Source organism: Rhizobium sp. BK313 (assembly GCF_014193655.1).
Taxonomy (GTDB): Bacteria; Pseudomonadota; Alphaproteobacteria; order Rhizobiales; family Rhizobiaceae; genus Rhizobium.
On record NZ_JACHZQ010000005.1, the window covers coordinates 417849 to 432791 of the forward strand.

Here is a 14943-nt window from a genome sequence, read left to right on the forward strand (position 1 = left end):
TACATGTCACCGCTGCGCCAACCGGGCCGCGCTTGCGACTTTAGCCCGAACTGATAAAATGACGCCGCCATGCCACAAACTCTTGTGCTGGCTGCGTTTTTCGCTGCCATGGAGGCTGAATGGATCAGGGCACAACGGAAACATCGAACACCCCGACAGTCAGCTATGGCGCCGAGCCCGGATTGCGTTTCGCCTCCCTGCTCGACGGACATGGCGGCTGTAAGCAGCTTTGCATGGATGAGGTCTGTGCCTGGAAGCCCGGAGAAGGCGTGACATGGCTGCATCTCGAGCGCGACCATCCTGCTACGGCCGACTGGGTCACCCACAAAAGCGGATTCGACCCCTTCGTAATCGAAGCGCTGTTGGAAGAGGATTCGCGCCCTCGTGTCGAACCTGTGGGCGATGGGCTGCTGATCATCCTGCGCGGCGTCTGCGCCACGTCGCCCGATGGCGTGACGCAGAAACCTGCCGACATCGACCTTGTACCCCTGCATCTCTGGGTCGATGGCGACCGTATCGTCTCGCTCCGCGACAGCGGCCACTACATCACGGCGCTGCGCGATATCCGCCTGTCGCTGGAGAAGAAAAAGGGGCCGCAGCGCACCGGTGACCTGCTCGCCCTGATCGGCGACAAGCTGGTGCGCGACCTCGAGCCCGTGCTCGACGCAATGGACGAAGAGGTGGACGATCTTGACGAGCTGATCTTTCATGGCGAAGCCGGCCAGGTGCGCGAACGTCTGAAGCTGCTGCGCCGGCGAGCCGTGCAGCTTCGCAGGTATCTGGCGCCGCAACGCGATGCACTGAACCGCATCGAGCATGACGATGCGCCCTGGCTTGCCGAACGCGACAAGCTGCGCATGCGCGAGGTCATCGACAAGCTGATGCGTTACATCGAGTATCTCGATGCCATCCGCGACCGCACCAGCATCCTGCATGACGACTTGTCGACCGTCATCAGCGAGCGCATTGCCCGCAATTCCAACCGCCTCGCCGCCCTTGCCGCCCTGCTTCTGCCGCCGAGTGTCGTGGCCGGCCTCTTCGGCATGAATGTCGGCGGCATTCCCGGCGTCAACGACACCTGGGCCTTTATCGTTATCGTCGCCTTCGTCACAGTCACGTCGATCGCCACCCTCTGGGTGCTGAAGCGCATCAACTGGCTTTAGAGCAATACCAGAAAAGTGGCGACAGATTTTGCCTTGCCGGTAGCCGGTGTCGGTTTGGCGGCGATTGCCTGCTGCTGTTGATCGGCATTGCCGGCGAGTAGCAGGCGTTCGCCAGTTAGCCCTCCAGCCGCTTACCCGTTTCGGTGTCGAATAGGTGAATCTGGTGGGTCTCGACACCGATCTTCAGGATCTCTCCCGGAGCGTTGAGAATACGCTCGCGGAAGACGCCGATCAGGTCGTGACCGCCGAGCCGCATGGCCACCTGGGTTTCCGAGCCCATCGGCTCGACAGTGACGATCTCGGCGGGAAGTCCTTGCGGGTCCAATCTCAAATGCTCCGGGCGGATGCCGAGCGTGATCGGCTGATCGCCACGCGCGGCCGCGCCATTGACGGCGAGCCGCATCCCGCTTTCCGTGACGAAGCTACCGCCGTCCAGTCGTCCCTTGAGGATGTTCATGCTCGGCGAGCCGATGAAGCCGGCGACAAAAAGATTGGCGGGGTGGTCATAGAGTTCGAGCGGCGAGCCGATCTGCTCGACGATGCCGCCATGCATGACGACGATGCGGTCGGCCATGGTCATGGCTTCGATCTGGTCATGGGTGACGTAGATCGTCGTGGTCTTCAGCCGCTGATGATTCTGCTTGATCTCCGAGCGCATCTGCACGCGCAGCTTCGCATCCAGGTTCGACAGAGGCTCGTCGAAGAGGAAGACCTTGGGATTGCGCACCATGGCGCGGCCCATGGCGACGCGTTGGCGCTGGCCGCCGGAAAGATGGCGGGGATAACGCTGCAAATAGGGCTCGAGGCTGAGCATGCGCGCCGCTTCCGCCACCCGCTTGGCGATCTCCGGCTTGGGCGCACCGGCAAGCCGGAGCGAAAAGCCCATATTGGCCTCGACCGTCATATGCGGATAAAGCGCGTAGGACTGGAAGACCATGGCGATGTCGCGCTCCTTGGGAGCGACGTTGTTGACGACCTTGCCGTCGATGGCGATCTCACCGCCGCTGATGGCTTCGAGGCCGGCGATCATACGCAGCAGCGTGGACTTGCCGCAGCCTGAAGGGCCGACCAGCACGGTAAACTCGCCATCCGCTATATCGACGGAAACGCCGTGCAAAACTTCCAGCGCACCGTAGCTCTTACGTACCTCTGCAATTTTCACTGAGCCCAAGGGTCTAACTCCGCATATCGAGGAAAGGGGTCAATCGTCCCAGCGGGGCGACTTTTCGGGATTGATGCGGCGATAACCGCGGTTGAGCGCTCGGATCTCGTTCATCTCCGCTTCGTTGAGCGAGATGCCGAGAGCTGCATAGTTGCCGCGCAGATTTGCCTCGCTGGAGGAAGATGGGATGACAACATGTCCTTCGGCCATCAGGAAGGCCAGCGCGACCGCCGATGCCGAAACGCTGTGGGCGGCGCCGATTTTTGAAAGCACCGCATCGCCGCGGATTTCGCCCTTGGCCAGCGGCTGATAGGCCGTGAGCGTCAGTCCGATGCTGCGGGCATAGGCGATGAGCTTCGGCGCCTGCAGATAGGGATGGATCTCCACCTGGTTGGTGGCGATGGCATCCGGGCCGAGCAAGTTGCGGGTTCGCTCAAGCAGGGCGATCGGAAAGTTGGAGACGCCGATCAGCCGGGCATAGCCCTTCTGCTGGGCTTCGCCGAGCGCCAGCACGTAATCCTCGAAGGGCACTGCATCCTTGTGCGACGGCCAGTGGATCAACAGCAGGTCGACCTGATCGACACCGATCGTATCGAGACTGGCGCGAACGGATGGCAGGAACTGAGCCTTGTCGAGCCTCGTGTCGGCGACCTTGGTGGTGATGAAAAAATCGCCGCGCGGCAGGCCGGATCCCCGCACCGCCTTGCCGACGGAATCCTCGCTATTGTAGCTCTGCGCCGTGTCGAGGTGCCGATAACCGATCGCGATAGCCTCCGAAATGGCCGCCACGCCGTCATCACCGATGCGGCCGCCGGTGCCGAGGCCCAGTTTCGGAATGGTCTTGTCTGTCGTCATAATCCTATCCCTTGGTTGCGCCGGCGGTCAGCCCGCCAACAAAGAGGTTTTGGAAAAACAGGAAGAGCAGCGCGATCGGTACCGTCATTACCATCGAGGCGGCCATCACCCCGCCCCAGTCGGTGTTGAATTCGGTCGAGAATTCGGCAAGGCCGATCGGCAACGTCTTCACGGAACTGTCTGTGGCAAAGCAGAGCGCGAAGATGAATTCGTTCCAGGTGGTGACGAAGGCATAGACGAGCACCGCCACCAGCCCCGGCGTCGACAGCGGCAAAGTGATGCGGAAGAGGATGCCGAGGCGCGAGGCGCCATCGACGATCGCCGCTTCTTCCAGCTCGATCGGGATCGCCTTGAAATAACTGGTCAGCATCCAGACGCTGAGTGGCAGGGTGATGATCATGTAGACGAGGATCAGGCCCCAGTAGGTATTGACCAGATGCAGATAGCGCAGCGTGATAAATAGCGGCACGATGATCGCCGCCGTGGGCAGCAATTGCCCGACCAGCACGAAGGTCTGGAAGAACGGCTTTCCCTTGAAATCGAAACGGGCGAACCCGTATGAGGCGAAGACGGCAAGGATCAGCGCCAGCACCGTCGAGCCGACGGAGATGATGACGCTGTTCATGAAATAGCGTGGAATGTTGGAGTTGAAGATCACTGTAATGTAGTTGCCGATCGTCGGCGCATCGGGCAGCCAATGCGGCGGCACGGTATAGAGCTCCGGCAGGGCCTTGATCGACGACAGCGCCATCCAGGCGAAGGGGAAGAGGCACACCAGCACAAGCACAATCGATGAGACGGCGATGATAATGGTCGCAAGGACGCTTCTGTTCATCGCGCTTCCCTCGCCGATATCGCCTGCATTTTCAGATAGATCGCAACGATGATAGCCGCCGCGACAAAGAAGATTACCGACAGTGCGGCCGCCTGATTGAACTGAAAGCTCTCGAAAGCGAGCTTGAAGATCTGGATCGGCGTGATCAGCGTCCGGTTGGCCGGGCCGCCGCCGGTGATGGCATAAATGATGGTGATGGAATTCAGCCCCCAGATCACCAGCAGCAGCGTGACCGCCGTGATCACCGGCCGGACCTGCGGCAGCGTTACGAAGCGGACCTCCTGCCAGAAATTGGCGCCGTCGAGTTTGGCCGCCTCATAGAGATCGGCGGGAATGGCTTGCAGACCGGCCAGCACCATGATGGCGACAAAGGGGAAAAGCTTCCAAACGTTGATGGCGATCAGCACTGGCATCACCGTATCGCGATTGGTAAGCCAGCTAATGGGGGCGGGAATGACGCCCGAGCCGGTCAGCATATAGTTGATGATGCCGAACTCGGTATGGAACATCCACGCCCAGGTGGTGGCTGCGACGATGCCGGGCACGACCCACGGGATGAGGGTAATGGAGCGCAGCAGGCTGCGGCCGGTGAATTCCAGATTGAGCAGGATTGCCGCCGCCGTGCCGAGCACCACTTGGAAGACGATCGAACCGCCGACGAAATAGATGAGATTGATAAAAGCCTGCGTCGTGACCGCGGGCCGAAGCACATTGGCATAATTCTTGATCGTCAGGACCCCGCGGGCATCGGTGGCGCTGAGATAGCCGGTATAGACCACCGGATAGGCGATCAGCATCGCCAGCACGATCATAGCCGGCAGAATGAAAAGAAGTCCCGTCGACTGGCGGCCCATGGGTCAGCCTTTCTGGTAAATGATTGCCCGAAATCCGGAGTCATCAGAGGTTTGGCGAGCGCGTCCCGGGGCGGACGACCGCCGCCCCGGATATCGCATTATTTGCCAAACGCTCAGCTATCCAGCAGCGCCTGGATTTCGTCATTGGCCTGGTCCATCGAAGCCTTCGGGTCCTGGTCGCCCGAAAGGACCCGCTGGATGCCGTCGAACAGTGCCTGGCTGATCTGCACCCAATGCGGCGTGTTCGGAGACGGCCGGCCGTAGGGCAGGATCGCCGCGAACTGCTTCAACATCGGATCCTGGAAGCGCGGCAGGTTGAGCGCCGAGACGCGAGCCGGGAAGGTGTCGGTGAAGAAGCCTTGGTTGTCCGACGTGTTCAGGAATTGCAGGAACTTCTTGGCGTCATCCGGATTCTTGGCGTCCTTCGGGATGACAAAGCTCCAGCCTCCGATGACGCCGGCCGTCTGCTTGCCCTCGGGATGCGGCGTCGCCATAGCGCCAAGGTTGATCTTGGCGTTTGCCTGACGGATGGGCGCAACATCGTACTGGCCGGTCTGATACATCGATACCTTGCCGGCGATGAAGAGCTGACGGTTGGCGATCCCATCGTTCTGCAGCGTTGAGTCCGGCGAATATTTGTTCCTGTAGAAGTCGGTGTAGAACTTCACCGCCGCCACGGCTTCCGGCGAGTTGACCACGGCGGTCTTGCCGTCATCGCTGATGATGTTGCCGCCGTTCATCCAGATCAGCGGCAGCAGGCGGGTGATGGTATTGCCGACCTCACCGCCGCCGGTGATCGCCATGCCGAATTTGCCGCCGGTCGTCATTTTCTTGGCGGCGTCGGCCCACTGATCCCAGGTCTGCGGCGGATTGGCCGGATCGAGCCCGGCAGCCTTGAAGTCATCGAGATTATACATCACGCCGACGCATTCGATGCGATAGGGGATGCCATAGAGCTTGCCGTCATAGGTGTCGTAGTTAATGGCGGCCTTGTTGTAATCGTCCTTGTCCTGAATGACGTCATCGAGCGGCAACACGAGATCCGACTGCGCATAACCCTGCACCCAGGGATGCTGCACTTCGATGACGTCAGGTGCGGCGCCCGACTGCAGCGCGGTCAGGATCCGCTGCGGCAGGCCGTTGGAAGTGGTGATCTCCAGCTTGATGGTAATGCCGGGATTGGCCTTCTGGAAATCGGCGGCCAGCTTTTCGGCGCGCGGCTGACCCCAGTTGGGCGTCCACCAGACGACTTCGCCGGCCATGGCAACGCTGCTCAAAAGCGACGCTGCCGAAAACGCGACAGCCGCGAAGGCCGCCATTCTGTATTTGCTCATCGTCTCCTCCTTTATAGACGGCACGATCGCCGCCGTTTTTCCTCCGGCCGGTCATGGGCTTTGCTCTATGAAGCAGCCTTCTCCCCTTCGAACGACGCCACCTCCTGCGACCGGGCCGGGCCGAGCGCATCGGCGTTCATCGTCAAGGCCTTCATGAAGCCAACCGTATAGGCGTGGCCCGCATGCCAGGGCGCGGGGCAATCCAGCGCCGGCACATGGTCGGGCACCATGACCCCCTCAAACCCCTCGTCGCGCAGCACGCGGACGATCTCGGCCATGTCGACGTCCCCATCATCGACAAAGGTCTCGACATAGTGGGGAACCTTGCCGCGCACGTTGCGGAAATGAACGTAAGCAATGGCACCCGCGCGAGCGAAATGCCGGGTCGTCCTGTAGATGTCGCCCTCGATCATTTCAGCGAGCGAGCCTATGCAGAATTCGAGGGCATTGGCCGGGCTCGGCGCAAGCGCCAGAAGCCGCTCATATTTGGCATGGCTGTTGACGAGACGCGCCGTGCCGCGCAACCGCTCCACCGGTGGATCGTCGGGATGGGCCGCAAGCCGCACATTCGCTTTCTCGGCGACCGGCACCAATTCCTTCAGGAACCAGGCGAAACGCGCCCAAAGCTCCGGCTCGCTGACCGTTACCGCCGCCGCACCGGGGACCGCCGGGCGATAGCGCATATTCATGATCGTGCCGTCCGGAAGCGGGCTTTGCACATCGAACTCATCCGCATCGAAGACTGCGGTCACGGCGCGGCCGCGGGCGATGCGCTTCTGCTGCCAGCCCCAGACACCGGCGAGCGAAAAATTATAGCCGATGACGGGAATACCGGCCCGGCCGGCATCGCGCACCAACTGCTTCAACCCATCCATCTGTTCGAATTTCTTCGGACCGTCCAGCAGGATATCCGACCAGAAATTCGGTGAAATATTCTCCATCGCTGCGATCCTGAGACCGTGGCGAGCGCACATCGCGACAATGTCGGCCATGCGCTCATAGCTCCATAGCGGCGCATCGATGCACTCGCCATTGATTGGCCCGACGCCCTCGCGATAGGGATCGCCTTCTGAATTGCGCGCATAATCAGTTAGATGTACCACAACGTCGTTAACCCCGAGCTGGGCAGCATAGCGCGCACCCTCCTCGCTCAACCGATCACCGCTGAGTGTCAAACCTACCCTCACCACGTCCTCCCAAGACGATGCTGGTATTCCCGATCAATTAGTTCAAATTTGAAACTCGTCAATTCTTTAGTAAACTTGCGACAAGAGCGTTTCACTGTCAATTCCCTGACGCGACTCACTTTTTCGGCGCATTCGAAAGCGTCGCAGCGCCGGTCGCGACACCGCTGGTGTTCATGCTGCCGTCGAAGAGCGGCACGTTGTATGGCGCGTAGGGATAACGCGCGCAGGCTTCCTCGATCAGCTCGATGCCGAGACCGGGTGCAGTCGGCGCGAGAATGGCGCCATCCTCGAATTGCAGCGTCTCGTTGACCAGTTCCTTGCGCCAGGGCACATCGACCGACACCGTCTCGAAGATCGAGAAATTCGGCACCGCCACCGACATATGCAGAGTCATGGCATTCATCACCGGACCGACCGGATTGTGCGGCGCGACCGGGATCAGGTGATGATGCGCCATATGCGAGATGCGCTTGGTCTCGCCCATGCCCCCGGCGTGCGAAACATCCGGCTGCAGAATGTCGACGGCCTTCTTGTTCAGTGCCTCCAGGAATTTGCCCGGCTCGAACCAGCGCTCGCCGGCGGCGATCGGCACGGGGCTGTGGGCACGGACATCGACCAGCGCATCGATGCTTTCCGGCGGCGTCGGCTCCTCGATCCATCTGAGATCGTAGGGCGCCAACTCCCGGCACATGGCGATCGCGGTGGGCACATTGAGCCGACCGTGCACGTCGAGCATCAGGTCGACCTCGGGGCCGACGGCATCACGAACGGCTGCGACGATATCGATGGTCTGGCGGCGCTGTTTGCGGTCCATTTCGAGGTCGGCGACATCGAACGGGTCCCATTTCAGCGCCCTGTAGCCCATAGCGACCGCCTTGCGGGCATTCTCGGCATATTGATCCGGCGTCGTCGCACCGAAAAACCAATGATTGGCGTAGCATTGCACCCGGTCGCGATACTTGCCGCCGAGAAGCTCGAACACCGGCACGCCGAGCGCCTTGCCCTTGATGTCGAGCAGTGCAGCCTCGATGGCGCCGAGCGCCGTGCGGAAGACGGCACCCGTGCGCCAGTAGGAATCGCGGTGCAGCTGCTCGATGATCGCGTCGACGGCGAAAGGGTCGCGGCCAATCAGGACGCGCTCAAGCTCCTCCAACGCCGAGACGACCGTCTTGGTCCTCCATTCCAGCGTGGCTTCGCCCACACCCTCATAGCCTTCATCGGTATAGAGTTTGACGAAAACGAAATTGGTGCGCGAGACGTTGGCGACAAAGACCTTCTGGGCCGTGATTTTCATGGTTTCCTCCCGGCCGCGGACTGTAACCGACGGCCCTCCTCGCGACTTACTTCGCCGCAGCCCTCAACCGTTCGATCGCCTGGAACTGCAGGCTATCATCAGCCATCTGCATCAGTTCGATGCGATGCCCGTCCGGGTCCTCGATCCAGGTCTGCCAATTATTATCGGCCGCTTTGATGACAGGACGGATGCGCTCGATGCCGAGCGCGTCCAACTCGGCCACAGCCTTCTGGATATCCGGAACAGCAAGGCAGATATGGTTGAAGCCGACGGCCTCACGCTCGGCGGCGCGATCACCCTCTCCCTCCGGAAAGACTTCGAGATACTGATCATCGGTGATGCGCAGATAGACGAGCCAAAGCCGACCGTCCTTGTCGAGCCGCATCATCTCGGAGAAACCGAGCTTGTTGACATAGAAATCGAGCGAAGCGTCGATATCCTTCACGCGGATGGCGACATGGGCAATCGAAGAAACCGTGAGCATGTTTGAAAATTCCTGATCGAATTCAGAGACGGCCATATTTGGCATAGACATCGGCGACATCGCCGCCGGCGCGGATTTCATTACGGGAGCGGTTTTCGATGGTGATCATCTCTTCGGCACGCTGGAGCACGGCATCGACCTTGTCGGCCGGAATGACGACCACGCCGTCCATGTCGCCAAACAGCCAGTCGCCGGGATCGACGCGGATCTGCGCCGTCAGCGTGCCGGTCACCGCGATCGGCACTTCGATGCCGCTGATGCGGGTGCGCTTGCGCGACTCGATCGGCGAGAGGTAGCGGGTAAAGACCGGCCAATCCTCCATATTGATGAGGATGTTGCCGTCGCGAATGCCGCCGTCGACCACGATGCCGGTGGCGCCGCGGCTCTTTGAACCCGTGCTCATCAGCTCGCCCCAGTGGCCGGAGTGACGCTCGCCGGCAGCCGCAATCAGCACGACGCAACCCGGATACATCTTGCGGAAGAAGGTGAAGGTCTTGACCTCTTCGATGTCATATTCCTCGTCGGTGCGTACATCGGCACTGACCTTCACGGTGAAAGCCGGGCCAGCGATGCGCATCGAGCGGTCGAGCGCGCGGATGCCGAGATCAATGCACTGATTGGGCAGGCCCATCTCGTCCAAGATGTCGTAGACGGCCGCGGTATAAAGCTTTTTGAAGCGCGCGGCTTTGTCGGCAATATCAGCCGTATCTCTTTGCATCGTGATTTTCCTCCTCACACGGAACGGACTCTGACGGCGCCGCTCCCAGACAAAACGATCAGTTCGCCTTATCCATATTTGAACTTCCTCTGTTCAATAATGCATGGTAATGGGAGGACCAAAGAAATGTCAACGCCTCCGAGACCAAGTTTGAATGATTGATGATACGAATGAAACGGCAGCGGCGAAGCATACGATTCCGGTCATCGACCGCATGATGGATGTGCTCGGCCAGCTCGAACGGCGATCGAATGGCGCCACGATCCGCGAGCTGACGGCACACCTCTCCCTGCCGCGTACGACGATCTACCGCATCCTCAATACGCTGCAGGGCCATGACATGGTGCGCCGTGACGACAATGGCAGCTACACGCTCGGCCGGCGACTGCTGACCCTTGCCTCTCATGTCGTCGCCCGCGTCAGCGACATCGACATTGCCGCCATCGGCCAGCCTTTTCTCGACCGGCTTTCGGCCGAACTCGGCGAAGGCAGCAAGCTTTCGGTGATCGACCAGGACGGCATATTGGTGGTGGCAGCCTCGCAGGGGCGGCGCGAATATGCGCTCACGGTCGCACCTGGCCAGCGCATGCCGATCCATGCCGGTGCGGCCAGCAAACTACTGTTGGCGCACCTGCCGCCGGACGAGTTGGCCGTCTGGCTGGCCAAGCCGCTGATCGGCTATACGCCGAAATCGATCACCGATCCCAAGAGGCTGGCGAGCGAGCTTGTGCGCATCAAACGTCTCGGCTGGGCGCAGGATCGCGGCGAGAACGCCCCCAGCATCCACGCCTTCGCCGCCCCGGTCTTCGCCAAGACGGGACGATTGGCGGCGGCGATCAGCGTGCCGTTCCTGGCGGGTGCCGAACCGAGCCGTATGGAGGAAATCCGGTTAGCCGCCATCGACGCGGCGCGGGCGATGAGCGAGGCCATGCCGGTCTAAAGCTATCGGCGCATGATCCCAAAAAGTGTGAAGCGGTTTTTTGGATCAGATCATGCGCCAAGAGGAAACAGGAGGAGCAATGAAGATTGTCGACGTCAAATGCGCCATCATCGGCAAGAGCCCGATCGTGCGGATCGTCACCGATGACGGCATTTCCGGCTATGGCCAGGCCGAGACCTGGAAGCCCTATCTGAAACCGCACATCCTCGCCTTCCGCGATGCGCTGATGGGCGAGGACCCGACCAATGTCGAGCGCTGCATGCTGAAGATTCGCCAACGTGGCGGCTTCAAGCCCTGGGGTTCGGCCGTCAGTGTCATCGAAATGGCGCTCTGGGATATCGCCGGCAAGGCGGCTGGCGTCGCCGTCCACAAGCTGCTCGGCGGCAGGGTGCGCGACCGTGTCCGCGTCTACAACGGCTCCATTCGCTTTCCGCTCGCCGGCCACCGCCCGGAGGACCTTGCCGACGATCTCAAGAAGATGATGGCCCTGCCTGAGGGTTTCACCATCATCAAGCAGCCGATCGGCTTTCATTCGCCGATGAAACGCGAGATTCCGAACTTTTACTACGGCGAACCGAACGCCAGCCCCTTCCACGGTGCGCTCGATCGTGGCCCGATCACCGAAAAAGGATTGCGCCATTTCGTCGATTGCGTCGCCGCTATGAAAGAGGTCGCCGGCGACACGATCGGTCTGGCTCTCGACTGCGGCCCTGGCTGGATGCTATCAGACGCCATCCGGCTGGCCCGCATGCTGGAGCCTTACAATCTGCTCTGGATCGAAGACCTCCTGACCGGCGACTACACGCCCTGGGTCAATGCGGGGGTCTACCGCGAACTGACCCGCGTCAGTACCACGCCGATCCATACCGGCGAGCAGATTTATCTGCGCCAGAACTTCAAGGAGCTGATCGAAACCCAGGCCGTCAACGTGCTTGGCCCCGATCCGGCCGATGTCGGCGGCATCGCCGAGCTCAAATGGATCGCCGAATATGCCGACCTGCATTCGATCCTTTTCGCTCCGCACGGCACCGCCAACGGCCTGCTCGGATTGGCGGCGTTGATCCAGGTTTCGGCCACGCTTCCCGCCAACTTCATCGCTTTCGAATACACGACCGGCGATCCCGACTGGTGGTACGACATCGTCGAAGGACTGCCGGAGGTGATCGTCAAGAACGGCTTCATCGATGTCATCGACCGTCCCGGCATGGGCGTCGATCTCATCCCGGAAAAGGCCAAGCGCTATCTCGCCGAGGATGACCGCGACTTTTTCGCCTGATTTTTCGACCCTGTTCACAAAGGGAAAGCCGAGCGCGCGGTGCAAAACCGCCGTCTCGGCTTTCTACGTTCAAAGGCGGATTTTCGGCCAATTTCAATCCTGATCAATCGCTTACCGGCTGCGTCATTGCTTCCGAAAATATGTGCCTCAAGATGAGTTTCGGTTGGAAACCGAGACCCACCCAATTTTCGTTTGACATTCCTTTGGCTTCATTTATCGTCATTCTAGTTTCGGTTTTCGCGTGAGGGGTAGAAATCGAAACGGGGGAGGTACAATTGTCCAAAGGTCTAATCGACGGCATAGATGTCATCGATTGCGGTGTGAGCCGCAGTTCCATGGAGCGCACCGGCTGCATCCTTGCAAAGGGAAGGCACGCTTCCACTTTACGCGCTCCAAACCATATCAGCCATGGCTTGTTCCATCGCGAATCCTTCACATCCAGATTGAAGCAACCCACTTCCTCACGACCATACCGCCGCTGCGAGTTTATCGAAGTGACGCGGCATTAGGCGCCCATGCCCGAGCCGGCTTCGGCATCGGGCATCGTTCAGTGAAGACATAACGATCGCGGCAGGGTCATATCCTCCGGATCGCTGCCCAATGGGTACAAACGGGCCTCGCGGCCGGCAGTCCGTCGCAGCGTCACTATACGACGCATGGAAGGAGCATATCGTGCTTGAACTCAGAAACGTGTCGAAGTCTGTCAGCGGCGAAACGCATATCGCCGAAACGAACCTGACGCTGCAGCGCGGCACGCTGAATGTCCTCCTCGGACCGACGCTTTCGGGCAAGACGTCGCTGATGCGGCTTATGGCAGGGCTGGACAAGCCGACTTCGGGCACGATTCATGTCGACGGCGTCGACGTAACGGGCGTACCCGTGCAGCGCCGCAACGTCGCCATGGTCTACCAGCAATTCATCAACTACCCCGCCATGACCGTCTACGACAATATCGCCTCGCCGATGCGCCTCAACGGTGCCGATGCGGCGACGATCGACCGCGAAGTGAAGAAAGCGGCCGATCTCCTGCGGCTCGGTCCCTTCCTCGACCGCCTGCCGCTTAGCCTTTCCGGTGGCCAGCAGCAGCGCACAGCGCTTGCCCGCGCCATCGTCAAGAATGCCGGCTTGGTGCTGCTCGACGAGCCGCTCGCCAATCTCGACTATAAGCTGCGCGAAGAACTGCGCGCCGAACTGCCGAAAATCTTTGCCGAATCCGGCGCTATCTACGTCTACGCCACGACCGAACCGTCGGAAGCACTGCTTTTGGGCGGCAATACCGCAACCCTGTCGAAGGGCCGGATCACGCAATTCGGACCGACGATCGATGTTTTCCACAGGCCGAAGGACCTGATCACTGCCGTCACCTTCGCCGATCCGCCGCTGAACACGATCTCGCTCGACAAGCGCGGCAACCTCTTCGTGCTGAATGGCAATATGCGTCTGCCCGTGCCGCAAGGCCTCGAAGCCCAGCCGGACGGCCCCTACACAATCGCCTTCCAGCCGCACCATCTAGCGCTGAAACCACAGACATCCGAGGCCGTCGCGGCGCCGGCAAGGGTGATGGTGACCGAGATCACCGGTTCGGAAAGCTTCATCCACATCGATTTCGCCGATCGGCGCTGGGTCATGCTGATCCAGGGCGTCGAGGACATCGATGTTGACGACTCGATCGATGTCTACATCGACCCGCGCCACATCATGGTGTTCGACACCAACGGCGCCGCCGTCACACCCGCCCTGCAACGGGCCGCCTGAGGAGAGACACGGCCAATGGCACGCATCGACCTGGACCATATAAGACACGCCTACAACGATCACCCCAAATCCGATGCCGACTATGCGCTGAAGGAAGTCCATCACAGTTGGGAGGACGGCAGCGCCTATGCGCTGCTCGGGCCATCCGGCTGCGGCAAGACCACTCTGCTCAATATCGTTTCCGGTCTCGTGCGCGCCTCGGAAGGCCGCATCCTCTTCGACGGCAAGGACGTGACCAGACTGTCGACGCAGGAGCGCAACATCGCCCAGGTCTTCCAGTTTCCGGTCGTCTACGACACGATGACGGTCTATGAAAACCTCGCTTTTCCCCTGCGCAACCGGCACGTTCCGGAAGCCGACGTGAAGCGCAAGGTCGATGAAATCATTGAGATGATCGGCCTCTCCGACAGTGCCCATCGCAAGGCGCGGGGATTGACGGCCGATGCCAAGCAGAAAATCTCTCTCGGCCGTGGCCTGGTGCGCTCCGATGTCAGCGCCATCCTGTTCGACGAACCGCTGACGGTCATCGACCCGCATATGAAATGGGTGCTGCGCTCGCAGTTGAAGCAGCTCCACCGCCGGTTCGGCTTCACCATGGTCTACGTCACCCACGACCAGACCGAGGCGCTGACCTTCGCCGACAAGGTGGTGGTGATGTACAACGGCGAGGTGGTGCAGATCGGCACGCCGAACGACCTGTTCGAGCGGCCGCGCCACACCTTCGTCGGCTATTTCATCGGCTCACCGGGCATGAACGTCATGCCGGTCGAAATCGATGGCCGCAATGCGCGGCTCGGCGACCGCACCATCATCCTCCCCGGTGCCCCTATCGAGCGGCGCGAAGGCCGGTCGGAACTCGGTATACGACCGGAATTTGTCCGCCTCGGCCGCGAAGGAATCCCAGCCACGGTCACCCAGGTCGAAGATCTCGGCCGCCGCAAGGTGGTACGCGCCAAGCTGGACGGCCAGGATATCGTTGCAATCATCGGCGAGGATCAGACCGTCCCGGCCGAACCGCACATCGCCTTCGATCCCGCCGGTATCAATATCTACGCGAACTCCTGGCGCGTCGAGATGGGAGCCTGA

The 14943-nt window shown here is 60.8% G+C and carries 14 protein-coding genes; 5 read left to right on the forward strand and 9 right to left on the reverse strand.

Going from position 1 to position 14943, the window contains the following annotated elements; all coding sequences use genetic code 11:
* Window positions 1-119: 119 nt before the first annotated feature.
* Window positions 120-1163 (forward strand): CorA family divalent cation transporter, encoded by a 1044-nt coding sequence (locus FHT86_RS25455; RefSeq protein ID WP_133708881.1) that lies wholly within the window; start codon window positions 120-122, stop codon window positions 1161-1163.
* Window positions 1164-1278: 115 nt separating this feature from the next.
* Here FHT86_RS25455 and FHT86_RS25460 read toward each other — a convergent pair whose 3' ends face one another.
* The 9 genes from FHT86_RS25460 to FHT86_RS25500 form a co-directional block, all read right to left on the reverse strand.
* The gene (locus FHT86_RS25460; protein ID WP_133708880.1) at window positions 1279-2334 is read right to left on the reverse strand and encodes an ABC transporter ATP-binding protein; all 1056 of its coding nucleotides are present in this window, start codon (window positions 2332-2334) and stop codon (window positions 1279-1281) included.
* A gap of 30 nt (window positions 2335-2364) precedes the next feature.
* A complete protein-coding gene (locus FHT86_RS25465) occupies window positions 2365-3180 on the reverse strand; it encodes an aldo/keto reductase (RefSeq protein WP_133708879.1) in 816 nt (271 codons plus the stop codon).
* A gap of 4 nt (window positions 3181-3184) precedes the next feature.
* Window positions 3185-4015: a carbohydrate ABC transporter permease gene (locus FHT86_RS25470; protein WP_133708878.1), complete on the reverse strand. Its 831-nt coding sequence runs from the start codon at window positions 4013-4015 to the stop codon at window positions 3185-3187.
* The gene (locus FHT86_RS25475; protein WP_133708877.1) at window positions 4012-4869 is read right to left on the reverse strand and encodes a carbohydrate ABC transporter permease; all 858 of its coding nucleotides are present in this window, start codon (window positions 4867-4869) and stop codon (window positions 4012-4014) included. Before FHT86_RS25475 ends, FHT86_RS25470 begins: the two co-directional genes overlap by 4 nt.
* A gap of 113 nt (window positions 4870-4982) precedes the next feature.
* Window positions 4983-6203, reverse strand: coding sequence for a sugar ABC transporter substrate-binding protein (locus tag FHT86_RS25480; RefSeq protein WP_133708876.1), 1221 nt, complete (start codon window positions 6201-6203; stop codon window positions 4983-4985).
* 65 nt (window positions 6204-6268) lie between these two features.
* Window positions 6269-7390 carry a mannonate dehydratase gene (locus tag FHT86_RS25485; protein WP_133708875.1) on the reverse strand — a complete coding sequence of 374 codons (1122 nt, stop codon included), beginning with the start codon at window positions 7388-7390 and terminating at the stop codon, window positions 6269-6271.
* A 115-nt stretch (window positions 7391-7505) separates the two neighbouring features.
* Window positions 7506-8744 (reverse strand): mandelate racemase/muconate lactonizing enzyme family protein, encoded by a 1239-nt coding sequence (locus FHT86_RS25490; protein WP_281413726.1) that lies wholly within the window; start codon window positions 8742-8744, stop codon window positions 7506-7508.
* The gene (locus tag FHT86_RS25495; protein WP_133708873.1) at window positions 8731-9168 is read right to left on the reverse strand and encodes a VOC family protein; all 438 of its coding nucleotides are present in this window, start codon (window positions 9166-9168) and stop codon (window positions 8731-8733) included. Before FHT86_RS25495 ends, FHT86_RS25490 begins: the two co-directional genes overlap by 14 nt.
* A gap of 22 nt (window positions 9169-9190) precedes the next feature.
* Complete coding sequence (locus FHT86_RS25500) at window positions 9191-9886, reverse strand: RraA family protein (protein WP_133708872.1); 696 nt, start codon at window positions 9884-9886, stop codon at window positions 9191-9193.
* 154 nt (window positions 9887-10040) lie between these two features.
* On the opposite strand from FHT86_RS25500, the gene FHT86_RS25505 reads away from it, so the two are divergent.
* The 4 genes from FHT86_RS25505 to FHT86_RS25520 all read left to right on the forward strand — a co-directional run bounded on the left by FHT86_RS25505 (window position 10041) and on the right by FHT86_RS25520 (window position 14943).
* A complete protein-coding gene (locus FHT86_RS25505; RefSeq protein ID WP_133708871.1) occupies window positions 10041-10826 on the forward strand; it encodes an IclR family transcriptional regulator in 786 nt (261 codons plus the stop codon).
* A gap of 79 nt (window positions 10827-10905) precedes the next feature.
* Window positions 10906-12102: a mandelate racemase/muconate lactonizing enzyme family protein gene (locus FHT86_RS25510; RefSeq protein WP_133708870.1), complete on the forward strand. Its 1197-nt coding sequence runs from the start codon at window positions 10906-10908 to the stop codon at window positions 12100-12102.
* A gap of 672 nt (window positions 12103-12774) precedes the next feature.
* Window positions 12775-13857 carry an ABC transporter ATP-binding protein gene (locus tag FHT86_RS25515; RefSeq protein WP_133708869.1) on the forward strand — a complete coding sequence of 361 codons (1083 nt, stop codon included), beginning with the start codon at window positions 12775-12777 and terminating at the stop codon, window positions 13855-13857.
* 15 nt (window positions 13858-13872) lie between these two features.
* A complete protein-coding gene (locus FHT86_RS25520) occupies window positions 13873-14943 on the forward strand; it encodes an ABC transporter ATP-binding protein (RefSeq protein WP_133708868.1) in 1071 nt (356 codons plus the stop codon).